The sequence below is a fragment of the Auritidibacter sp. NML120636 genome, from assembly GCF_003185945.1.
In the GTDB taxonomy this organism is placed as follows: domain Bacteria; phylum Actinomycetota; class Actinomycetes; order Actinomycetales; family Micrococcaceae; genus Auritidibacter; species Auritidibacter ignavus.
The window spans coordinates 84,912-108,213 of sequence record NZ_QHLO01000007.1 but is presented as its reverse complement, the minus strand read 5'-3'; the positions used below and the strand labels follow the sequence as shown (position 1 = coordinate 108,213).

General features: G+C 62.5%; 19 protein-coding genes. 6 read left to right on the top strand and 13 right to left on the bottom strand.

The features are described from left to right. Positions 1 to 22 precede the first annotated feature (22 nt). Positions 23 to 1,030, bottom strand: coding sequence for a YeiH family protein (locus tag DCC25_RS07650; RefSeq protein ID WP_110099929.1), 1,008 nt, complete (start codon positions 1,028 to 1,030; stop codon positions 23 to 25). Between the two features lie 264 nt (positions 1,031 to 1,294). Here DCC25_RS07650 and DCC25_RS07645 point away from each other — a divergent pair, with 264 nt between their 5' ends. Further along, positions 1,295 to 2,461, top strand: a complete 1,167-nt coding sequence (locus DCC25_RS07645; protein ID WP_110101225.1) for a thermonuclease family protein — start codon at positions 1,295 to 1,297, stop codon at positions 2,459 to 2,461. 132 nt (positions 2,462 to 2,593) lie between these two features. Here DCC25_RS07645 and thiD read toward each other — a convergent pair whose 3' ends face one another. The 3 genes from thiD to DCC25_RS07630 form a co-directional block, all read right to left on the bottom strand. Continuing rightward, positions 2,594 to 3,415, bottom strand: coding sequence for a bifunctional hydroxymethylpyrimidine kinase/phosphomethylpyrimidine kinase (thiD, locus tag DCC25_RS07640; protein WP_233487959.1), 822 nt, complete (start codon positions 3,413 to 3,415; stop codon positions 2,594 to 2,596). A 70-nt stretch (positions 3,416 to 3,485) separates the two neighbouring features. Beyond that, positions 3,486 to 4,004 (bottom strand): hypothetical protein, encoded by a 519-nt coding sequence (locus DCC25_RS07635; protein ID WP_199445897.1) that lies wholly within the window; start codon positions 4,002 to 4,004, stop codon positions 3,486 to 3,488. A gap of 11 nt (positions 4,005 to 4,015) precedes the next feature. Then, the gene (locus tag DCC25_RS07630) at positions 4,016 to 5,128 is read right to left on the bottom strand and encodes a class I SAM-dependent methyltransferase (protein WP_110101223.1); all 1,113 of its coding nucleotides are present in this window, start codon (positions 5,126 to 5,128) and stop codon (positions 4,016 to 4,018) included. Positions 5,129 to 5,443: 315 nt separating this feature from the next. Between DCC25_RS07630 and DCC25_RS07625 the strand changes: the two genes are divergently transcribed. Continuing rightward, positions 5,444 to 6,235, top strand: coding sequence for a queuosine precursor transporter (locus tag DCC25_RS07625; protein ID WP_370443913.1), 792 nt, complete (start codon positions 5,444 to 5,446; stop codon positions 6,233 to 6,235). Here DCC25_RS07625 and tgt read toward each other — a convergent pair. From tgt to DCC25_RS07580, 9 genes are all read right to left on the bottom strand, one after another. Beyond that, positions 6,175 to 7,554 (bottom strand): tRNA guanosine(34) transglycosylase Tgt, encoded by a 1,380-nt coding sequence (tgt, locus tag DCC25_RS07620; protein ID WP_110101247.1) that lies wholly within the window; start codon positions 7,552 to 7,554, stop codon positions 6,175 to 6,177. The two genes, DCC25_RS07625 and tgt, sit on opposite strands and share 61 nt — an antisense overlap. 78 nt (positions 7,555 to 7,632) lie before the next feature. Continuing rightward, positions 7,633 to 9,018 (bottom strand): FAD-dependent oxidoreductase, encoded by a 1,386-nt coding sequence (locus DCC25_RS07615; RefSeq protein WP_110101221.1) that lies wholly within the window; start codon positions 9,016 to 9,018, stop codon positions 7,633 to 7,635. Continuing rightward, a complete protein-coding gene (locus tag DCC25_RS07610) occupies positions 9,015 to 9,365 on the bottom strand; it encodes a non-heme iron oxygenase ferredoxin subunit (RefSeq protein WP_110099935.1) in 351 nt (116 codons plus the stop codon). The genes DCC25_RS07615 and DCC25_RS07610 overlap by 4 nt, the downstream gene beginning before the upstream one ends. Before the next feature lie 100 nt (positions 9,366 to 9,465). Beyond that, complete coding sequence (locus tag DCC25_RS07605) at positions 9,466 to 10,005, bottom strand: NUDIX hydrolase family protein (RefSeq protein ID WP_110099936.1); 540 nt, start codon at positions 10,003 to 10,005, stop codon at positions 9,466 to 9,468. Positions 10,006 to 10,046: 41 nt separating this feature from the next. Beyond that, positions 10,047 to 11,924, bottom strand: a complete 1,878-nt coding sequence (locus DCC25_RS07600) for a hypothetical protein (RefSeq protein WP_110101220.1) — start codon at positions 11,922 to 11,924, stop codon at positions 10,047 to 10,049. A 137-nt stretch (positions 11,925 to 12,061) separates the two neighbouring features. Further along, entirely contained in the window at positions 12,062 to 13,129 is a 1,068-nt protein-coding gene (locus tag DCC25_RS07595) for a pseudouridine synthase (RefSeq protein ID WP_110101219.1), read from the bottom strand. A gap of 21 nt (positions 13,130 to 13,150) precedes the next feature. After that, positions 13,151 to 13,645 (bottom strand): zinc finger domain-containing protein, encoded by a 495-nt coding sequence (locus tag DCC25_RS07590; protein WP_110101218.1) that lies wholly within the window; start codon positions 13,643 to 13,645, stop codon positions 13,151 to 13,153. Positions 13,646 to 13,675: 30 nt separating this feature from the next. Further along, positions 13,676 to 18,706 (bottom strand): ATP-dependent helicase, encoded by a 5,031-nt coding sequence (locus DCC25_RS07585; protein ID WP_233242783.1) that lies wholly within the window; start codon positions 18,704 to 18,706, stop codon positions 13,676 to 13,678. Between the two features lie 105 nt (positions 18,707 to 18,811). Further along, a complete protein-coding gene (locus DCC25_RS07580; RefSeq protein WP_180342664.1) occupies positions 18,812 to 19,270 on the bottom strand; it encodes a 23S rRNA (pseudouridine(1915)-N(3))-methyltransferase RlmH in 459 nt (152 codons plus the stop codon). Between the two features lie 329 nt (positions 19,271 to 19,599). On the opposite strand from DCC25_RS07580, the gene DCC25_RS07570 reads away from it, so the two are divergent. The 4 genes from DCC25_RS07570 (at position 19,600) to DCC25_RS11335 (ending at position 23,222) form a co-directional block, all read left to right on the top strand. Then, the gene (locus tag DCC25_RS07570) at positions 19,600 to 21,096 is read left to right on the top strand and encodes an HNH endonuclease (RefSeq protein WP_110101215.1); all 1,497 of its coding nucleotides are present in this window, start codon (positions 19,600 to 19,602) and stop codon (positions 21,094 to 21,096) included. 425 nt (positions 21,097 to 21,521) lie between these two features. Continuing rightward, entirely contained in the window at positions 21,522 to 21,971 is a 450-nt protein-coding gene (locus DCC25_RS11930) for a helix-turn-helix domain-containing protein (RefSeq protein ID WP_370443912.1), read from the top strand. 59 nt (positions 21,972 to 22,030) lie between these two features. Continuing rightward, positions 22,031 to 22,996 carry an IS481 family transposase gene (locus DCC25_RS07560; RefSeq protein ID WP_110101245.1) on the top strand — a complete coding sequence of 322 codons (966 nt, stop codon included), beginning with the start codon at positions 22,031 to 22,033 and terminating at the stop codon, positions 22,994 to 22,996. Between the two features lie 64 nt (positions 22,997 to 23,060). Next, positions 23,061 to 23,222 (top strand): hypothetical protein, encoded by a 162-nt coding sequence (locus DCC25_RS11335; RefSeq protein ID WP_158278452.1) that lies wholly within the window; start codon positions 23,061 to 23,063, stop codon positions 23,220 to 23,222. Positions 23,223 to 23,302: the final 80 nt, after the last annotated feature.

Sequence of the window (23,302 nt, the reverse complement as noted above, 5' to 3'; positions counted from 1 at the left end):
CGGATTCAACTTTAGTGCACGACTAGGCTAATCGTCCTGCACCCAAGCCCCCGATGACCGTAATGATGAGCGTCGAGAGGGTAGCCAACATTATCGGGCGAGCGCCCACCTGCACCAGCGACCGGATGCGTACACCCATACCGAGCCCAAACATCGCGGTCGCCAAGAACAACGACTGGATCAGTTGGACCACCTCAAGGGCCGTCGGAGGCAGAATATCGACCGAGCGCAGTGCCACCATGATGAAGAACCCGATCACAAACCAGGGCACCAGAGCAGGACGTGATCCAGGGGCTGGGTCTTCCGGGGTGGATCGAGATGACGGGTGGCGGGAACTGAGAAATGCTATCGCTGCCAGCACGAAGGCCAGCATCATCACCCGGCCCAGTTTCACCGTCACCGCTGTGGTGGAGGCTTCTGGTCCCAGCGTCTCGGCGACCGCAACGACCTGAGCGACTTCATGAACCGATGTGCCAGCCCAGATCGCCCCTTGAGTTGTGGAAAATCCGCATAGTGCCACCAGCACCGGCATAGCGGGGATCATCAGGGTGCCGAACAGGACCACCAGCCCGATTGAGGTCGCAGTGAATTCTTTCTTGGCTTTGAGCACCGAATCCGCACCAGCCACCGCCGCAGCTCCACAAATCGAGAACCCGCTGGCAATCAGTAACCCCAGAGCGCTGGGCACCCGCAAGGCCTTGGCCAATATAACGGTGGCACCGAAGGTGATGACCACAGCGAGCACGATCAGCACAATGGTGCCCCATCCGAGTGCGAGAATCTCATCGACCGCCAGCTGAAGCCCCATGAGCACAATGCCCCAGCGCAACACCGTTTTTGATGCCACCGTGATCCCCGGTTCAACCACCTCTGGCACGGGGGCGATATTCCGCCATAACACCCCGATGACAATGGCGACCAGCAATCCGGAAACACCGGGTAGGTAGTCGCCGATGCCAGCGATCATACCCAGTGCCAGTGCTCCTATCGCGAAGGAGAGTACCAATCCGGGAAGAATGGTGCGGTTCACGATCAATCCTTATTAGGGGCTCGGTTCCCCCGGTATTTTCGATCCTGAGATGATCACGAGCAGGGGAGCAATCTCACGGACTACCCTAGCATCGCAGGCCTGCAGGCCGGTGCTTCGCCTCATGTGGCTGTTCAGCACCGGTATTCGTCGGTATTCCTCACAGCACCTCGATCATTAGCTACACTTTAGGGAGCACGTTCGATCAGAGGTACCGCCCTCTGACGTGCTGGACCCGCCCTCGTCGTCAAGTTGCTAGCGAATCTTATGTCTTCAAACCCCCGCCGCAAACGCCGCATCAACTGGTCCATCATGATCTTGTTGACCCTGGTGGCCTTGGTGTTGCTCACGTTGACTGTACTGACGGTGGTACGAAATCTCGCCCAAGACGAGGACTCCGCGCGGATCGATGAGGTGCTGACCGGACAGTCAATGCAGATTACCGCTAACACCGGTGAGCAGGTGGTCCGCATGCAGGCCATGCGCGCCCCGGTTCCGCCTGAAGATGATGCCAGCGAAACGCTGGACACCTGTTTGCATGACGAAGCTAAAAACCAGCTCGAACAACTGGCGCCTGCCGGCTCGACGGTGAATCCCACCTACCCGGCCTATCCGAACGCCCCGAATGGCGAGGTCTGGGCGGATTTGGAGAAATCTGGCGATGATCTGGCGCTCGAAATGGTGCGTTCCGGTTATGCGGTGCCCTATACAGAAGAAGCGCAAGACGATGCTCGGGCTCAAGAGTTCAACGAGGCGCGTCAGCAGGCCTTCGAGGCCAAACGCGGGATCTACTCCAAAGATGCCGACTGTACCTTGCCGTCGCAGATCGAGCCGGTGCTGGAGGAACTCGAAGAGATTCCCGATTCGAATCTGAACGATCTTCAGGAAACCTCCGAATATATTGCAACCTTGAACGGTTTGCAGACCGAGGCCCAACAGGCTCGTTCTATTCTGGCCGCGATCCCCACGACGGGCGAGTCGGTCTCCGCCTTGGCCTGGGGCCAGCTGAAAGAGACCTATATGGAGCAGATCGAGGAGAGTCTCAGCGAGATCGAGTCGAAACTTTCCGAAGCACAGCAAGCTCGGGCTTCGATGAGTAGTGAAGACGGAGGATTCGTGCCCGAAGACTCCGATGAGGGTGGTGCCGGCAACGCCGAATCACGACCCCCTAGCCCAGATTCCTCCCAGCCCGAACCGACCGAGCAGGAACTCAACGAGCAACAAGACTCCTCCGGTGATGGTGCGCAGCAACAGTCTGCACAGCAACCCCAACAGCAAGACTCTCAACAGCAGCTTCGGCAACAGTCGGCCGATCACCAAGCTGAGCCTTCCCAGCAGAACATCCGCGCGGAATTCCAGGTCGAGCAGGTTCCGTCGGAGCAGCACGACAGTCCCGTAGCACCTGCGCGACCGCAACTGGTGCAGGCTGACTAGTCACTGGCATCCTGGAAACTGCCAACCGCAGTGGAGACGATCCGCGCCGAGACGGGGATGAGCCTGGTCCACGCCGACACCCTGCTCTCTGCACTGGTCACCGCGCCGGTGGCGACGGTGTAAGCGCAACTTTTAGCGCAGTCCGCCTTGCCAGAGCGTGTCAAACGGGGTCTTGGCGCTCACCCGCTGGGCGATGCCACGAGTGACGAATTCCTTGGCCGTATACGCAGCCTCACGCGGGGAGGCACCCTTGGCCAGCTCGGCGGTGACCGCAGCCGCCAGCGAGCATCCGGCCCCGGAGACGGCATGATCGCCGACCTTCGGTGTGCTGAGCACCTCCATATCAGTTCCGTCGTAGAACACATCGACCGCCTGGTCACCCTCTAAACGGATACCACCTTTGGCCAGCACCGCTGCACCAGAGTGATCGTGGATGATCTGAGCGGCCTCCTGCAGATCCTGCACCGAGGAAATCGTCAGGCCCGACAGCTGCTCGGCCTCGAAATGGTTCGGGGTGGTGAAGGTCGCTAGCGGCAACAGTTCCGCCTTCAGCGCCTCATCGGTATCCAGGGCGTGGCCGGGCTCTTGACCCTTGCAGATCAGGACCGGATCCAGGACCACGTGTTGCCACTGTTGAGACCGCAGTGCGCGCGCCACCGTGTGAATGGTCTCCGGTGAGCCCATCATCCCCAACTTGGTCCTGTGCAACTGTCCGGCGTAGTTAGCCTGAATGGCCTCTAGCTGATCGGCGATCACCTCGGCCGGGACCGGGGTGAACCGGTGGTTCCAGTCATCGTTGGGGTCAAAGGCCACGATGCAGGTCAGCGCAATGATGCCGTAGGCCCCCAGCTCCTGGAAGGTCTTCAGATCCGCTTGCGCCCCGGCACCACCGGTGGCTTCTGAGCCGGCAATAGACAGCGCCAGTGCTGGTTCGTGGATGGAGTATTCGGTCATCGTCATATCCTCATTTCCGTCAGGGCTTTTCCTCAGATTTTCCTCCGGCAGGCCGGGTCTGATCGACCGGCTACTGTTCGTCGATGATCGGATCTTCGTCAGCCTCACCAGGGGCCAAAATGTGTCCGTCGGCATCCACCACATCGGTGAATGGGATCGCCAGCCACCGGCCTAGGGCCATCAGGATCCCGGCCGGAAACCCGACCACCGGAATCAGTAGCGGCAACAGCCCCTCGAGCCCACCGACGAGCACCACCAGCCCGTAGAGCATGCCCACCAGGGCATAGGCCAGTACGTGCACCGCCTGGTTGAGCGTGAACCGAAACAACCAGTTCACCAACAGGGTCAGTGGCAGACCCAGCACCAGACCGGCTAGCCCCACCAGGGTGAGCAACGGGGTCAGATCACCGACCTGTTCGGCCACCGGCAAGAGATTGAGGATCACGACCAGCCCGGCCATGACAATATTTGGTGCCAGCCAGGCGATGAGATAACCGTAGATCGACATCTTCAGTCGTGGCCGGCGATCGGAAGTGCCGGATATTTTGCCCCGGGGCTGGGCAGTTTTTTGCGGAATAGGAGTGGTCATACCGGTCGGAGTTAGCCTTTCTTGCGCAACACGATCATCGCGGTCAGATCCGGTGCTTCTCGCACCAGCTCGGGGTGCTCCTGGGCCCACCGGGTTGCGATCTGCTGTTCTTCATCACGCACACCGTCGTCCAGGATCACCACCGCACCCGGTGCCAGCCGGTCTGCCAGCGCGTTGAGGGCCGGATACCGGGCGTGTGGGCCGGTGGCTGCCGGGGGACCGTCGACGAATAACAGGTCGATCTGCTCGGGTAGTCGCGCCTGGGAGAGGTCGTACCACTGAGGTGGCTCGGCATCCTCAGTCGGCTGGGTGTCTGACGCCGGTACCTGCGGTGCCAGGGGGGCTAGCTGCAGATCCACCACCGGCTCCAGCCCGTGCAAACTCACATAATTGGCGGTGAGATCCCGGTAGTGGTTTAGGTGATCGAAAGAGTACAGTCGGCCACCGTGTGTGGTCAGATAATGGCCGAACAACAACGTGGTCGTGCCCGAGCCCAGCTCGACAATATGCTGCGGGCGAGCCTGATCGAGTAGATCGAGCAGGTATACCGCCGAACGGGCATCCAACGCCCAGCCACCGGTGGACGGCCACAGCGTGCCGGTATCGATGCGACGTTGCAAATACTGCTGGGCCTCAATCTCTTCTCGCGCGTAGCCCAGTCGCCGGTTGATGTTATTGACGTGGTTCCGCGTTTGCCGATCGAGGTGCTGGGTACCGTCCTGGACCGTCTTGAGGACCTGATCGTGACGATCTTGCGCGGTGCCACCCTGCTGGGTCAGTTGCCCGGCGACCTCATCCACCGTGGCGTTGATCTGCTCGGTCGCCGAGGCGATCGAGGCGGTGCGGGCCACCGCCTCGCGCTGTTGCTCGACGACCTCGGTCAGCGCAGTCTGGACCTGATGCTGACCGAGCAGCACCTGGTGCTGTTGGTCCAGCAGCTGGGTCTCCCGCCGGGCCATCACCCTGAGCATTTTCCGATCTCGCATGCTCCAGATCCCGAGGATCGCGACCGCGATCAGGGCGGCCAGCCCCACCCACCAGCTGGCATGCAGGCCCCAGGCAATCAGGCCACCGGCCAACGCCAGGGCAAACAACGCGATCAAGATTTTGTCGATGGTACTCATCTAGACTTTCCTTCGGTTCTGTGCAACCAATGCTCTCGCCTGCGCCGTGCGCGCACAGCACAGCACGCTCAGGTGATCCCCTTCTATCCTGTCACACCCGCGTAGCCGGGGCGTGATCCGCACGCGGGGCATCTTTCCGCACCCGGGGACACCGTTGGTACACTAGCTGCGGACGCCGCCTGGGGCAGCAGGTGTGCACGGGGCCGTAGAGGCCGGTGAGACCGTCGTCGTCCAGCGCTGGCAACACGACCAGCACACGTGCCGGTACCAGCGAGCATGACTGCATCATTGACAACACCGTCCAGGAGGATCACCGTGTCTGCCCCCGATTCTTCCACCCCCAGCTCACCCCGCTCTGGCAACGTCGGCAACTCCAAGACCTCAGCTACTGATCACTCCCGATCGATCGCCCGCTTCGCCCCGGCTGGATCCGGACTGTACGCGATCATCACCGCGATCATGGCCACCGTGTTGATCCTGTCAAATATCGGTGCATCCAAGGGCGTACAGATTGGCCCACTCGTGACCGACGGTGGCTTCTTCCTGTTCCCGCTGGCCTATATCGTCGGCGACGTGGTGGCCGAGGTCTACGGTTTCAAAAATTCCCGTCGCGCGGTGATCACCACCTTCGCGTTGTCGATCTTCGCGGTGGTTTGTTACTGGATCATCATTAATCTGCCCCCGGCCGATTTTTATGACGGCCAACAGGCCCTGGAACGCACTCTCGGGCCGGTGTGGATGATCGTGGTGGCCTCGTTGTTGGGCTTTTTGGTCGGTCAGCTCTCCAACGCCTGGTTCATGGTGCGGATGAAGCGCTCCTTTGGCGAGAAAGTCCTGTTTGGTCGTATTGCGGTCTCGACGTTGATCGGCGAATTTTTGGACACGCTGGTGTTCTGCTCGATCGCAACACCGGTGATCGGGATCGAAACCGTTGGCCAATTCGTCAACTACGTGGTCGTGGGCTTCCTGTTTAAATCCGCCGTGGAAATCATCCTCGCCCCGGTGACCATGTGGGTGATGAAGCTGATCAAACGCGCTGAACCGGCCTACGGGGTCACCGAAAAACGGGCCGAAGCCCCAGGCGGGTCCGAGGCCTCAGCAGAGTAATACCGTCCCAGCACCTGTTCTTTCAGCTCCGGGTAGGTGCCTTCGATCATGCTGGTCCGGATGGTCTCCACGAGCCGAATGACGAACCGTTCATTGTGGATCGAGATCAGCGTGTGCACCAGCAACTCTTTGGCCTTGATCAGATGTCGTAGATAGGCCCGCGAGTAATGCGCGCAGGTATAGCAGTCGCACCCGGGCTGTAGCGGGGCAAAATCGTCCTTGAACTGCGCTCGCGGCAGGTTGATCCGTCCGTAGTCGGTGTAGAACGCACCGGTGCGGGCTACCCGGGTCGGCGAGACACAGTCGAAGGTATCCGCCCCCGACTCGATCGCCCACAACAAATCATCGGGTTCGGAAATCCCCAGCAGGTGACGTGGCTTGTCCTCGGGTAGTTCCTGGGCACACCAGGACACGATCGCGCCCAGGTTCTTCTTCTCCAGTGCTCCGCCGATCCCGTACCCGTCGAACCCGGCGCGGTCACTGCCGTTATCGGTGACAAAATCAGCCTGCATGGCTGAGAGATCCTGGCACGCCTTGCGTCGCAAATCCTCGTATTGGGCGCCCTGAATCACCCCGAATAAGGCCTGATAGGGTCGATCGGACCGGTGGGCGGTGAGCCCGGCGTGGTGATCCAGGCAGCGTTGGGCCCACAGCCGGGTGCGTTCCAGGGAGGTTTCTTGATATCGACGAGAATTATGCAGGGTGGTCAGCTCATCAAAGGCGAACATGATGTCCGCACCCAGCTGGTGCTGGATGTTCATCGAGATTTCCGGGCTGAATCTATGCTTGGAGCCATCCAGATGGGAGGTGAACCAGACTCCGTCATCATCCACGTGGGCCAGTCGGTTTTTGCCGGCCGCGGTGTCGTCATCGGACCCGGTCCCGTCGGGAGCATGCGGTCCGGACATATCGATCACTTTCTTGAATCCCGACCCCAGGCTCATCACCTGGAACCCTCCCGAATCGGTGAAGGTGGGTCCCGACCAATTCATGAACTGACCCAGTCCGCCGGCTCGATCGACCAGCTCGGCCCCGGGTTGCAGGTAGAGATGATACGCATTGCCCAGCAACGCCTGCGCGCCGATGGCTGACATCTGCTCGGGGGCGACGGCCTTCACGGAGGCCTGAGTCGCCACCGGGATGAACGCCGGGGTCTGGATCTGCCCGTGCGGGGTGTGAATCACCCCGGTGCGACCCAGACCGGAGTCCATCCGGGTCTGGATGCTGAAGCTGACGTCCCGCGGGCTTGGGTGGTGGGTGGGAACCACCGCGGGGGTGGGATCGCTGGGTTGGCGACGGGTCTGTGGGTAATCTGCCATCTCTGTCATGATAGAGCCCCGGTTGGTCGCCGTGTTAACCGTGCGAGGTCAGCACCTTAGCGGGACCGGCTGAGCGTTTCACCGATTTCGGATGAGTGAGCGCAGGTTCAGGTCCGGATCGGCCAGGTCCACCGGGTCGATGACGATCCCGCGTTGCATCAATCGGGTGGCCGCCCGTAGCACCATCGGTTGGTTCAGTGCCGCTACCGCGCATAACCGGTGTTGCGGATCGAGCACGAAGCTGGCGTGCTCGCGTCGCTGTCCGCCACTGGCTGCGCTACCCTGCAGCGTGCTTTCGTCCTCATGGATCGGACGGCCCCAACGCTCGATGAGCTGATATCCGGGCCGAGCGGCCAGGGCCATCTCGCCCAGGGCCCCGGCGTGCGTGTCGTAGCGATCCGTCCAGATCCAACGCGGAGCCACGCGGTGGTGTTCGTTGTGTTTGGGCAGGACCTGGTCCGGTTCGGCGGTCGGGCTGGTATCGAGTAGGTCGGCGACCGCCCGCTGAGCAGAACGCACCGCCTGATCCCAGTGCTTGGCCCCCGGGGTGAGATCCCCGATCGCGTACACCCCGCAGACACCGTCCACCCGTTGCCGGTCATCGACGGCAACGCCGTCGGTGACCGGCAACCCGGCCTGCTCGGCCAGCTGCGTATTGGGTACCGTCCCGACCGCGGCGAGCACCAGATCCGTCTGAGCCGTGAACCCTTCCGGGAGCGCATCGGCCTGCAGATACTGCTGAATCAGCTCGACCCCGTGCCGGGCATGGTCGGCATCGAGTAGCTCGGCAATGGTGTCGCCGAAAATCTCCGCAGCCTGCCGATGGTGCGGTTGATACAGTCGCACCGCAGCTCCGAGCTGACGCACCCCGGCGGCCAGTTCTGCGGCCAACAGCCCGGCACCGGCCACGCTGATGCGCAGCGGGGGTGACGAACGGGACTCCTCGGCTCGGGAGGTGATCAGCTGCCGGATTCTGTCGACGTCGGTGTGGTCCCGTACGGTGAGTACCGGCAAAGGCTCGCCGTCTTGATCGGCTAGCGAGTGCTCGAAGGGTGCCGCTGAAGCCCCGGTAGCCAGAATGACCACCTCGGCCGAGAGCTGTTGACCGTCCCCGGTGCGGATCAGGTGTGTGGATCTGGTTGCTGCGGTGGCCACCGATCCGGCCGTCTGCTCAGCACGCCGGTGCCCCAGGTGTAGCTCGGTCGCGACCGCCTGCACCCAGCGGATCTGGTGCTGCTCGGCCCAGTGTGCACCGCCCAAGCGTAGACCGGGCTCGTCGAGCGCCCCGGTGAGATAATCTCCGGAGACCGGTGGTCGATCATAAGGGTAGGGGTTCGGGTCGATCACGGTGATCGCCCCGGCATAGCCGCGTTCGCGCAGGGTGTGCGCGGCCGTGAATCCAGCGACCGAACCACCGATGATGGCGACCGACCCGGGCGTTGCCGGCTCCGCTGTGGTGCTCATGCCTCGGTCCCGTCGGCAGGCACTCCCGGGTAAAGGATCAGGCGCCCGTCGACCACCTCAACCCGGTGGGTGGGAGCAGCCACGGTGGCGGGCAGGCCCAGAGCCTTGCCAGTGGCCAGACAGAACGGGGAACCGTGCAGGGGGCATTCCACCGTTCCGTCTTCGATCCACCCTTCGGCCAGAGAAGCGTTACCGTGGGTGCACCGGTCGTTGAGCGCGAAGAATCCGGTTTCGTCGTGAAAAATAGTGATTGGCACGGTGCCGGTGGTGCTGGCCGGAACCAGTAGTGTCTCCTCCACCGGCAGATCCGCGGCTGCGCCGACATCGAGCCCAGGCTGGTCAGTCATCTTCGCTACCTTTTCGAGATTCTAGATGGATGTGAGGTTGGGACGGATGGGAGAGCAGACTACAGGGACTGCCCGGTCGGAGGATCCCAGCACGGACGGGTTAGCGCCCCCAGTTCACGCTGGCCAAGGCCTGCTGGATAATCCGTCCCCGCCCGCCGACGAATTCGGACTGGATGTCTTCAGCCATGGCTTCCTCCGGGGTCAGCCAGCTGAGCTCCAGGGCATCCTGGCGTGGCTGACATTCTCCGGTCACCGGCACTAAATAGCACAACGCCACCGCGTGCTGACGGTCATCGGTCAACTCGGTTTCGGAAGGATGGGGGAAGTACTCCGCGACGGTAAACGGTCGCAGATCGGCTGGAATTTGTGGTAATGCCAGCGGGCCGAGGTCCTTTTCCAGATGCCGCATCAACGCTGCCCGCAGCGTTTCCCGGTACATCACCCGACCGGAGACAAACGTCCGTCGCAGGTGCCCGTCTCCATCGGCCACGTAGAGTAACCCGATCTGGGAGACATATCCCAGAGGATCGACCCGGACCGGGATCGCCTCCACGTAGACCATCGGCAACCGTCGCCGGGCCTCGTAGAGGTCCTCATCGGAGAGCCAACCGGGATGTGGATCTGGGGTACGAACGCTCATAGTTCTTTTCTACCAGCCCGGTGGGTCCGACAACACCGGATTCAGCCTCCAGCAATCGAGGTCGATGTCGGGCTGTTCTCGGGGTCTGTTGCGAGCCCGCTCTCGAGACTACCCTGAGGCTCATCATCGAATTGGTTAAGGTAGCGTTTTTCGGCCTGCGCAATCCGCCAGCGCCGGTTTTCGGTTGCCAACAACACCACGAAACCGCCCAGCAATGCCACCGCGGCGATCAAGACCGAGGGATTGGATCCGAACAGGCGCACCCCGATGATGGCAGCTAGCCCCCAGGCCATGCCGACGACGATCACCACGCGACCTCGTTCGGTCATCGACACCATGGGAACGAACAGCATCAGTGCCATCAGAATGACGATTGCCCACACGGATTCGGGCAACCACAGCAGGTGGAGCACGTCCCAGATCCCGGCCACAGTCAGCAGTTGGGAGGCCATAAACACCAGCGCCCACCCGGTCAACAGCCCGATCGGGGCGTCGGTGAACAGTTGCTCGCCCTGGGTTCGCGAGGTGTGTAAATTCAGGTTCCGGACCGCGGTGACCAGCAGCGCGCAGAGCAATATCCACACGATGATTTCCAGTCCCCACGGTTCGATATGGACGAGTGCGAACCACAGGGCCAGGGCAAACATGGCGTTGGCCATGAGCCACCCGGTGCGCCGTTGCCGGGAGGCCGACCGTTGCGAGGGGGTCCACTGGTGTAAGGTGTACAGTCCAGTGGCGATCCACAGCACCGGCCAGATCGCGACGTGCCAATTTGCCATCGATAACAGGGTTGCCGACGAATGGTAGGCCCCGTCATTGACCTGGGACAGTGGCTCGGTGCCACCGATCCACCCCAGACCCACCAGCCCACCGATCACGAACAGCACCCAGGCGATAGTCACGATCACCCGACGGACGCTATCGAGTCGTTCCGGTTGGGGATCCTGCCGTTCCGGAAGCAGGTAGGGCGGAATGTAACCGGAACCATCGCCAAGCCCCAGTGGGTCGTGGGCATCGTCACCGGTGTCGGTTTGGTCTGTGCGTAGCTGGGCCTGCTTGGCCTCAATCGCTTGGGCCTTTTCCACGATCCGGTCACGACGTCGCCACTCCGGCAAGAGTGATCGGGCCCGAGACAGCAGTTGTTGATCGGAGAGTTCTTCCCCGGGCCGTTGCAACATGGGCCGGTGATCGGGGGCCGGTACATAATCGGTGCCGTCTAGTTCGCGCGCTGCGGTCACCAAAGCCTGGGTCTCGCGTTCTTGCTGCGCCTTGAGCAACTCCATCTCGGCCAACCGTTGGCGTTCCCTCTCCTCGGCAGCCCGCTCGGCTGCCTGGACCGCTAAGATCTGCTGGATCTCGGCGACCTCGGCCTCGAGTCGTTCCCGCTCTTCCCGCGCCCTTCGTTCCGCTGCGACTTGCTCTGCCGCGCGACGCTTCTTCAGCGTCTGTCGGGCCCGATGTTTGAGCCAGTGCCGCCGTAGCCGGGCTGGCGTATCAGCAATATCGGCCTCGACCTTGTCCATATCTGGTCCGCCGAATGAATCCAACCACGTGGTTAGCCGGGTCCCCAGGGTGTCTTTGCGCTGTTCTTCTCCGGAACCGGTATTGAAGCTCACCGTCCACAGGGCTTTGTCTTCGGCCGAGACCTCCGGGGACTTCCTGGCCGGCTCACCAGGGGCGGGTTCAGTAGGCTCAACGGGTTCCGTAGACTCTGTTGGTGTTGCTGGTGTCGCGCCGGGTTCCTGCTCCGCGCTCGGATCAGCCGAGGTCGGGGTCGGCGACTCGGTCTCGGGAGAGTCCTCGACGGCCGAGTCTTCGAACTGTTGCTGGTCAAAGGGCTCGCGCGACGTTGACGAAGAACTTTTCAGGCGCGACAAGGCCTCGGATGCGGCGGTGTCGTGACCGTGCTCATCGTTCATCAGCAGGGCATCCTTTGCTGTGGTGTGGGGACGTTGCCGAGAACCCGCCGGGTTCTGTCAGGGATATCTCAGGCTACCCAATCATCCTGAATTATTCATCAAAGACGCTGGACGTTGCCGGATTGTGATCTTGGGGTTTACCGAGGTTGATATGCGAGTCGTCGATCGGTCTGAAATCGGCGGGCCTGACCGCTGAGCGGATCGATAAACTCCAGGGCGCTGGCCAGTAACTGCAATGGCCGATCCATCTCATCGGGGGCCTGAACTAAAAGCTCGGGGTAGAGCCGGTCGTGCAGGATCGGGGTACCCAATTGGGCCAAATGCACCCGCAACTGGTGGGTGCGCCCCGTGCGTGGTTCCAACCGCACCCATCCCAACCCGTGGTGCGGGACCGGGCCCTGGGCATCTCTCGCCCCCAACCACGAGATCCGGGTCTGGGCATTCGGTCCGGTGGTGGGATCGTGACTGCGCCGGCGTTTGCCGATTCGCGGTGGGTCGAGTCGACCCGAATCGGCCACCGGATAGTCCTGGACATCCACCGTGATCACGCCCCGAGTTTTGATGATCCGGTTGCGATACACCAGCGGTAAACGTCGGCACTGCTGAATCGCCCGATCCGGATCCTCATCGAGCCGCACGATCGCCTGATAGGTTTTGGTCACCCGCCGCTGCTCGAAGAGCATCTGGTAGGCCCCACGGGTGGCCGGATTAGTGGAGAACAGCAGCACCCCAGCGGTGGCCCGATCTAACCGGTGTAGCGGCACCAGATCGGAATGACCGGTCGCCACCCGGAGCTTGACCAGCGCGGACTCCTTCACAAAACGCCCGCCGGGAGTGGTGGGCATGAAGTGCGGTTTATCCACCACCAGCAGGTGCTCATCTTCGAACAGCACCTGGACCGACTCCGGTAGTGGTTGCTCGTCTGGCACCGTGCGGTAATACCAGATGAACTCGTGGGATCCCAAGGGCTGCTCCCACCCCACCGGATCGCCGGTGATCGTGACCACCTCCCCGGAGTCGAACCGCTCACGTAGCGTGGCGGGATCCACGTGGTCGAATCGGGCCATCATGTACTCAGCAATGGTGCGCGGGGGAGTGGGCCGGTACTGTTCGGCGAGCTCGGCGAGTTGGTTGGCGGTGACCGGTAGGTGCAACCGGGTGGGATTGATCCCGTCTTTGACCGGTAGCGGTGGCGTCATGGCCATGGGGTGAGCCCTCCTGGTGTCCTACTGATGTTGGCACGCCGGGCACCAGTATAAATCTCGGCCCGCCAGCCTGTCGTGCTGGATCACGGCACCACAGCGCGGGCAGGGCGCCCCGGTGCGCGCATAAACCCAGAACCGCCCGCGCCCTCGCGTGCGCGCGGATGCGCCCGTGCGCGTGGACGCGTGTTCGGGCCCGGCACCACTATTGGCCAGCATCAGCGCGCGGGCTAAATCCACCACCGCGCCCAGCAGGACCGGATCACGATCACCGGCGGGAGTATGTGGAGCCAGCCGGGCCACAAACAGCACCTCGCACCGGTAAATATTGCCGATTCCGGCCAGGATGGACTGATCCAACAGCGCGATCCCCACCGAGCGCACACCGGTGATCCGGCTTCCGGTCAGCTCCGCGGTCGCGTAGCGCGGGGTGCGTACATCGGAGTCGGTGATAATCTGCCCGCGCAACAACGGGTCCAGTCGGCCGGCGAGATGGAAAAGTGTGTCGCCTTCAGGCATCGCAACTACTTTCGGGCAGAGCCGTCACGTTCAAACATGTGGATGGAACCGGACCCCCTGTGGTGAGGACGAGAACCCGGCCGAGAGCAGTGCCTCGGCGAGTTCGGTGTTGCGGATCGGGGACCCGTTGACGGTTTTGACATGCACCGCAGCTGCACCGGCCCGTTGCAACGCCTCGACCAGCGCCTGCGCGATCAACGGGCGGTGGGTGGCTGCGGCGGGGAACTCCAAGATGGTCTTGCCCCCGCGTTCTAGGTACACCGCCAGCTGGCCGTCGAGTAAGACCACCAGGGCACCGGCCTTTCGGCCCGGGCGGTGCGGGCCGGAGGACTTCCCCGTTGCGGGGTGATCAGTAGCCGGTTCGGCGATCTCGGGCCAGGGCAAGGTGGCCCCGTAGGGGTTGGCCGGATCGGTGGCAGCCAACCCCACCGCGTGATGGGTGGCCCGCGGATGGTCCGGATCATCCTCGCCCGGGGCCGGGTGGAAGCTACGCAACGCATCCACCGTGTTGGCGGTGGCGAACTGGGCGGCACCAAGCTGATCGATGAAATACCCGCGCCGTAGCGCACCGATTTCTTCCAGGTGGGTCAAGAACCGGTAGTAGTATCCGAATCCGCCGGGGATTTTCTCGGTGCTGACCGCCCCGCGGGTGATCACCCCGTACCGGTCCAGCAACACCTCGGCCTGAGCGTTGGCCGCCAGGGTCGAATCGGGGCCGGTGGCCTCCGGGTGGCGCAACAGCGAGAACCGTCCGGCCGCGCGGGGCTGATCGGTGGCAGCATCCAATCCGGCGCTCGACCTTACCCCGGTGGATCTCACCCCGGACGGCCTCAGCCCGCCGGAGTCCAGCCCGGTCGACAACCGAGGTCGTGCCCGCCGAGCCCGGGAGCGTCGTGGTTGCGATCGTTGCCGATGCGCGCTACGACCGGTGGCCAACCCGGCGCGGATCATCGTGAAACTGTCATTGGTCACCACTCCGGCCCAGAACAGATCCCACAAGGCCGAGAGCACCGCCGAGTCGCTGAACTGCTGACCGGCCTGCTGGCTATCGGGCTGTGCGGACTGCTGGTCACCATCTAGTCCCGCGACCCGGTGACATAACTCGGGAAAAAAGAACGCCCCGGCGTCGGCCAGCACCTCGATGATCCGGTGATGCACCCTTCCGAAGGCCTCAATCTGTGCGGGATCGGGAATGGGCACGGTCAGTTCGGCGGTTTCGACCGGGTGGAAGGCCAACCAGCCATCATCTCCGGTGCCTGGGGCGGTGCCGGCCATCACAAATTCGCCGGTGCCCAATAGCTCATTGAGCATCCCGGGCGCATAGTCGGCGACCCGGGCGGGCAGAATATAGTGCTCCCACGCGCTGGCCGGAGCTGGATACCCCGCCAGCTGGGTGAGCGTTTCGGCTACCGCATCGATCCCCCGTTGCCCGGGCCGGTAGAGTCCATGCTGGGTGCGCGGGGGAACGATCCCGTGCGTGTCGAGCACGAAGCGAGCGTAATCGGGACCGGTCACCGGCTCGACGGCCTGGCGCAAGACCGCCAAACTCCGTTGCCGGATCCGACGCAACACCTGGGTCTGACAGTACTGCGTCTGGCGTGTGTGGACTCCGCCGGACTGAGCACTCTGTTGGAAGATCCCGGACGCCACCCTCCGGCGTTGCACCTGATCGGCGAGATACTGGGTGACCACCGCGGTACCGAGTCCGAAATGGGTGGCAATGTGCTCGGCGGTGACCACCGTGTGGGTGCGCAGATACCGGCCCAACAAGTCCCCGAGCGGATCGTCCACCGGCTCGATGAACGCCACCGGAATACCCATCGGCAACGGGATCCCCAACCCATCCCGGATCCGGGCGGCATCCTCGATAGCGACATAGACCTGACGACCGGCCATTCGCACCCGTATCGCCCGGCGCTGGTGCACCAGATCCTCCGCGAGTGCTTTAGCCAGCTTGGCAGCCGGCTCGGCAGCTGATTCAGTAGCTGGCTCAGCGTCATCCGGCCGCATGCGGGCTGCCAACTGGTCAGCATCCAACGGCCCCAGCACCCGCACCAAATCCGCCACCGATTCAGTATCCCACCGCAGTTGCCGTCGCGGGCTCAGGTACTGCAGGTCGGCCTCAATCTCGGCAATCACCTCATCGTCGAGCAGATCTTGGAGCTGATCGTCACCAAACAGCTGGCGCAACAGTTCGGGATCCAAACTCAAGGCGGCCGCGCGCCGTTCGGCTAACGGCGAGTCCGTTTCGTAGAGGAATTGGGCAGTATAGCCAAATAGTAGATGCTGGGCAAAAGGTGAGCCGGTGGCGGTCTCGACCTCGACCAGTCGCACCGACCCGGACTGCAGGGATCGCATTAGCCACATCAGCCCGTCCATGTCGTAGAAGTCCTGCAGGCACTCGCGCACGGTTTCGAGGATGATCGGGAACTGCGGGTGCTCGGCGGCTACGCCGAGTAATTGTGCGGCCCGCTGACGCTGTTGCCACAGCGGGGCCCGTTGGCCGGGCTTCGTACGCGGGATCAATAATGCCCGAGCCGCATTTTCCCGAAACCGGGAGGCGAACAACGCTGAGGACCCGACCTCGGTCCGCACCAGATCGGCCAGCTCGTCGGGATCGAAGAGGAAGAGATCGGCCAGTTGCGGGGCGGTCTCCATCATCGGCAGGCGCAACACGATTCCGTCATTGGAACTTTGCACCTGCGCGTCAAACCCGTACTGCTCGGTGAGTCGGGCTGCCACCGCTAAGGCCCACGGGCCGTGTACGCCGTGGCCGAAACCTGAATGCAAGACCACCCGCCAGTCGCCTAGCTCATCTCGGAACCGCTCGATCACCAGGGTCTGATCAGTGGGTAGCACCCCGGTCGCCTGCTGTTGTTCAGACAGATAGGCCACCAGGTTAGCCTGGGCTCGCTCGTCCAACCCGGCCGCGGTCAGTCGTTGCGCGATCGGGTCGTCAGGCCCGGCTAGATGGCCAGCCGTGGCCGAATCGGCCCGGCCCGATCGGCCCGATGGCCCCGATGATCCCGCTGATGATCCCACCAGGTACTGGCCGATCTCGCGCCGGAAGGCTCCCAGTGCGGCCCCGAGCTCGGTGGGCCGGGCTTCGGATTCGCCCCGCCAGAACGGCAGTTTGCCCGGCTGTCCGAAAGCTGGAAGCACCAGCACCCGATCGTGGGTGATCTCCTGGATCTTCCAGCTGGTGGTACCCAACACGATCACGTCCCCGACCCGGGATTCGTAGACCATCTCCTCGTCCAGCTCCCCGACCCGCCGGCCACCCGATGAGCTGGTGCTACGCTGCGTGACGCTGTCAGCTCTCTGGGAAGGGTCCGACTCCTGGATGTCCTCGGCCCGCTGGGTATCCTTCGTGCCGTCGGCCAGAAACACTCCGAACAACCCCCGGTCCGGGATGGTGCCCCCGGACGTGACCGCCAGTCGCTGGGCTCCCGGCCGGGCCGAGAGCGTGCCGGCATCCCGATCCCAGAGCACCCGGGGCCGTAGCTCTGCAAAATCATCGGAGGGATACCGCCCCGAGATCAGGTCCAGCACCGACTCATAGACCTGATGGCCCAGTGTGGTGAACGGTGCCGCCCGTCGCACGGTGTCGTACCAGGCCTCCACCTCTAAATCATCCATCGCCACCGCCGCAATGGTCTGCTGGGCCAAAATATCCAGCGGGTTATCCGGCACGTGGAGCTGTTCGATCTTCCCCTGCAGCATCCGCTCGGTGATCACGGCGGTATTGACCAGATCGGATCGATGTTTGGGATAAAACACCCCGTGGGAGATTTCGCCGACCTGGTGCCCGGCTCGACCCACCCGTTGCAGGCAGGAGGCCACCGAGGGGGCCGCTTCCACCTGGATCACCAGATCCACCGATCCCATATCGATCCCCAACTCCAACGAGCTGGTCGCCACCACACACCGCAACGTGCCCGCTTTCAGCCCCTCTTCCACCAGGGCGCGCTGCACTTTCGACACCGACCCGTGGTGGGATCGGGCAAACTCCTCCTCGCCCGTGCGCTGGTCTGCCTCCGCGCGGGTAGCCCACATCTCATTCAAGTCCTGGGTAAGTCGTTCGGCCAGCCGGCGGGAATTCGTGAAGATGATGGTGGAATGGACCTGGCTGACCCGGTCGATGATCTGGTGTTCAATATGGGGCCAGATGCTACTCACCGGTTGCGGATCCGCTACGGCGCTACCGGGATCCGCTGTGGCGTTGCCGGCAGGGTCATGAGGTTGCTCGCCGATAAAATCCGGAAGTCGGGTCATATCGTCCACCGGCACGCTGACGTGCAGATCCCAGCGCTTGGCCGAGGCGGGATTGACGATCGTCACCGGTTGAACCCCACCGATGAACCGTGCCACTTCCTCAGGCGGGGAGACCGTGGCCGACAGCCCGATCCGCTGGGCCGGGGTGTCGGTGAGCTCATCGAGGCGTTCCAAACTCACCGCCAGGTGCGCCCCGCGCTTGGAATCGGCCAACGCGTGCACCTCGTCAATGATCACGGTATGCACCGAGGCCAGCGTGTTGCGCGCCTTGGAAGTCAACATGAGGTAGAGCGACTCGGGTGTGGTGATCAGAATATCCGGCGGGTCGGTGACCAATCGGCGCCGGTCCCTGGCCGGAGTATCGCCCGTGCGTACGCCCACACGAACCTCGGGGGCTTCGACTCCCAATCCCGCAGCGGTCTGGGTGATCCCGATCAGTGGCGCGCGCAGGTTCCGTTGGACATCCACCCCGAGCGCCTTCAACGGGGAAATGTATAACACTGTGGTGCCACGGGCATCAGCCTTACCGGATGCCTCGGTTCGATCGGATGCGCTCGTCCGCAGGAACCCGTCCAGCGCCCACAAAAAAGCCGCCAACGTCTTTCCCGAACCGGTCGGTGCGATTACCAGTGTGTGGTCACCCCGTGAGGTCGCCTCCCAGGCCCCCAGCTGTGCTTCAGTAGCGGAGGAGAAGGCCCCGGTGAACCACCGGCGGGTGGCGGGAGTGAACCGGTTCAGCACCTGTTCTGCCCGGTCAGGATCCGGTGTACTGTCAGGATCCAGCACGCTTACCTCGGCTCGCTCGCATCTTCATCGCCATAGGTCACCATAGGAGACGATTCTACGGCCGGTCCGGTCCTGCCGGAGATCCTGCGACAAAACAATCTCAGCTCACCGATGATGATACGACCGTCCCGCCGCAATTTCCTGGCACCGGTAGATCTGCTCGGTGACGATCAGCCGCACCAGCTGATGGGGGAATACCAAATCCGATAGTGACCACACCAGATTCGCCTGAGCTCGCAACTCCTCGGTCACCCCGTACGCCCCGCCGATGAGCATCACCACGTGCCGACCCCGATCAAAACGGCCCTGCAAGGTCCGCGATAACGACTCCGAATCCAGCATCGTCCCGCGCTCATCCAGCAGGATGACCTCATCGTGGGCACCACAGGCGGCCACCAGCCGTTCGGATTCCTCAGCGCGCGCCTGCTCACCCTCACGAGAGGAGTGTGGCAACAGCTTCCAGCTGATCTTCCAGGGCTTCTTCAACCGTTGAGCGTAGCGGTCGATCCCGTCTGCCACCCAGGACTCATGTTTCTTTCCGATCGCGACCACCGTAATGTCCATACCGGTCAGACTAACTGGTGAATCGAACCGATGAGACCCACGATGCTCCTTCCCGCACCCGCGCACGCGCCCGCCTCTACGCACCCGCGCACGCGCCCGCCTCTACGCACCCGCGCACGCGCCCGCCCGCGACTGACGTAGCCCGGCACCGTCGTTGTCGGAAGCGGAACGCCTCGCTCTCCTCCTCGATCGTCTCCTCCTCGGCCACAGCTGATCTCATCCACAGTTCGTCCGTAGGGTTCGGGGCGAGATCCCGGATCGGGCCAGCACTGTCCACAGTAGAGATCCACCCCCGGATTTTTGGTGCCGTGGCCACTTACCGTGAACCTATGACACATTCCACACCGGCGCTTCCCCGCCACGCCCCCAGCACCAGCCGCAGCCCCTCCGGTCATCCCGGCGTCTTAACCTCGCCGGAGATCCCAGATGATCCGGCCCTAGACGAACTCACCGCCGACCAGATACGCGATCTCGAACGTGATCTGGTCGACCACCTTGCCGCCGCCGAACGCGCTAAGAATGCTCTGGCTGCACAACAAATTGCCTCCACCGCACAGCTGAATCGATTACGAACCCGTCGCGACAAACTCGCCAACATCCCGAAACAACGACGCGCTGGCGGACTGGGTGCCGAAATCGGACTCGCGCGTCGTGAATCCCCCTCCAAAGGCAACGCCCGCCTGCGCGAAGCACTGCTGTTAGCCCACCACGCCCGACACGCCCACACCGCACTGAGCCAGGGCCATCTGAACGAAGACCAAGTCACCGTACTCGCCCGTGAGCTAGCCGGCACACAACACCAGACTCAGCATGAGGTCGATGTCCAGCTGAAGGACCGCTACCGGTTCCTGGGGATTTCTCAGCTCAAGGATGAAGCCCGCGGCCATGTTCAACGCCTTGAACCGCAGTCCTCCCGCGACAAATCCGATCGCGCCCAAGCCTCCCGCAAAGTGGCCCGCTCTGACCGCTCCGACGGCATGGTTGAAATCTCGGGGCTGGTCGAAGCCAAATATGGGGTCCCCGTCCTGGATATCCTGCGCCAGCAAGCCGAAAAGATCCTCCGCGCTGAGCGGGCTGCCTATACCGCATCGTTGCGCGCGGTCGAAGACTTCACCGATAATGCCGATGTCGTCGATAATGCTGAGCTTGGTGATGATGCCGAGCGAGCGGAGAACCCTCAACATGACACCGCAGCTTCGACGCCCACTCCGCCCCGCACCATCGACCAGATCATGGCAGATCTCTTCATCGCCAAGCTCACCCACGATCCCGCGAATGCCCCAGACCCCGAGCCGGCTTCCGACGCCCAGTCACCGGTCTTCCGGGCTCCACGAGCCATTGAACTCAACCTGGTCATGACCGATGCGACACTGTTCGCTGGCGATGACACCCCGGCACAATTTGTGGGATACGGTCCGATCCCGGCCGCTCTAGCCCGAGAATGGGTCCAAGATGAGCAGATCGAAGTCTTCCTGCGCCGACTCTACACGAGCCCGGAAACCAACCAGCTGGTCACTATGGACTCCCGATCCCGCGCATTCCCTCAGACCCTGCGCAAGATGCTGGTGCTCCGGGACCACCGGTGCCGCAATCTGTACTGCGACAACCCGATCGACCACGCCGACCACATTCGTCGCTACCGCGATGGCGGTCAGACCAGTTTGGACAACGGTCAGGGACTGTGTGCAGTATGCAACCAAATGAAAGAAACCCACGGTTGGACCCAGCGCCCCGTGAAAGGTGGGCTCAAAGTCATTACCCCAACCGGACACAGCTACTTCACTCAGGACCCGCCGTTGATCCCCGGTATGCGCCGGGCTGCCTAGTGCCGGCGTTGTAGGACATAATCTTTAGACGGACTCGCTTCACTGCGCAATGTGTTGTGACGGAGTTGCCCCTAGGGTCTGACACGAATCTGACAGGAAAATGGCACGAGAGGATTTCACGCCAGCGATGGGGGCGCCTGCCAGTCAGCCTCCGACAGGGGCACTAACCCCGCCACGACAGTTCTGCCAACATCCATGCTCCCAAGGACCCGGGCTCGTCGATGAGCTAGCCGGACTCGTCGATGAGATAGCGGTTAGAGCCCACCTTCCGCTCTTTATCGCCCCCCGGGGTAATGATCCTTCCCGATGATCTGCCCGGTCACCCGGCGACGATCGCGGACTATGGTCAGGAACCGATCAGCGTAACGTGCCCCTATCTTGGAATGATCCGCGACGCTCCTTGAGCTTGTGTCCACATACGGCTTGTGTCCCCATATGGTTTGTGCAGAATCCCAGGGCTTGGGTTCAAGGGGTCGTTGCAACACCTCTGGTCAGAAGAGGTTTTGGTTGTGCCCAGGTATCGGTTGCTGGTGGAAAAAGAGGCTGAGTTTTGGGATCGCGTGCGTGAAGGGACGGTTCCTGATGCGATTCCTGCATTGATCGGCGTGTCAACGGGGTCGTGTTTTCGGTGGTTGGCTGATCGTGGTGGTGTGAAACCACCAGTGGGATATGGGCGTTCGAAACGGTTTTTGACGTTTGCTGAGCGTGAAGAGATCGCGTTGTGCAACGCGGAGGGTCTGGGCGTGCGTGCAATCGCGAAGCTTTTGAGGCGTAGTCCTTCGACGAGCAGTCGAGAACTGCGTCGTGCTCCGCGTCATCCTCATAATGTCAGGCCTAGGTGTAGTTCCTCGGGAGGTTGTGAACACTCGCGGTAGGAAGAAGACCTCCGGTACAGATGGGGTTTACCACAACACTCATCAATCCGGAGGTCTTCATGTCCCACCCTAATGCACCCCTGACGCCCGAAGGTCGCCGACGCCTGGCCGTGCTCATCGTCGAGGAGGGGTGGAGGATTCGTCGAGCTGCCGAGCGATTCCAAGTGTCACCCGCTACCGCGTCGAAATGGGCGACACGGTATCGGGCCGGAGACCCGTTGACCGACCGCTCGTCTCGACCCCGGCGCTGTCCCAACCGACTGTCACCCCGGCGAGAACGCCGCATTATTGCGCTTCGGTTTACCCGGCGGTGGGGCCCACATCGGATCAGTTACCACCTGGGGATCGCTCGATCGACGGTGGGGCGGGTGTTAGCACGGTACAACATGCCACCACTGGCCTGGTTGGATCAGGCCACCGGACTACCGATGCGCAAACTTTCGCCAGTGCGTTACGAGAAGGCCACCGCCGGGGAGCTGGTGCATGTCGACATCAAAAAACTCGGCCGGATCCCTGATGGTGGCGGCCACCGGAAACTCGGGGCAGCTGGACGCAAGAACAACGGGTATGGCAACACAGGCCGCGGCTACGCCTACCTGCATCACGCGGTGGATGACCACTCCCGGCTGGCCTATTCCGAGATCCTGCCCAATGAACGCCAAGACACCGCCGCCTTCTGGCAACGCGCCCAAGCGTTCTTCACCGATGCTGGCATCACCGTCACCGCGGTGATGACCGATAATGGCTCCTGCTACCGCTCACGCCTGTTCAACGACACGCTCGGCCCAGAGATCAAACACCGGTACACCAGACCCTATCGGCCGCAAACCAATGGCAAAGTTGAACGCTTCAACCGCACCCTAGCCCAAGAATGGGCCTACGCTGAAACCTACTACAGCGACGAAGCCCGAGCCGAGACCTATGCTGACTGGTTGCACTACTATAATCACCACCGACCCCACACCGGCATCGGAGGCTCAACGCCCGCCCAACGCGTTCACAACCTCACGGGGAATTACACCTAAGAAGGTTCGCCAAGTAAAGAAGTCGTACCGACAATTCTCTGACAGCTCGATTTATAAGGTGCTTGTGGCACTGGATGAAGTTGCCGACCGTTCAGAAATCCGCAGTGGCTGGTTGAAGAACGCGGTCGAACCGATCTTGAACAGAAACGACATTCTGACATTCGGTATTGCAACGCCAGCCAAATACGGCGAGATGCCACGCAGTATTCTGGTGCCATTGCAGTGATCTGAAATCATTGCGCTCGCCGTTTGAAAATGAATGTGTGCCTCGGCCGGATTGCGCCGCGCCCGCGCGAACCTATATGC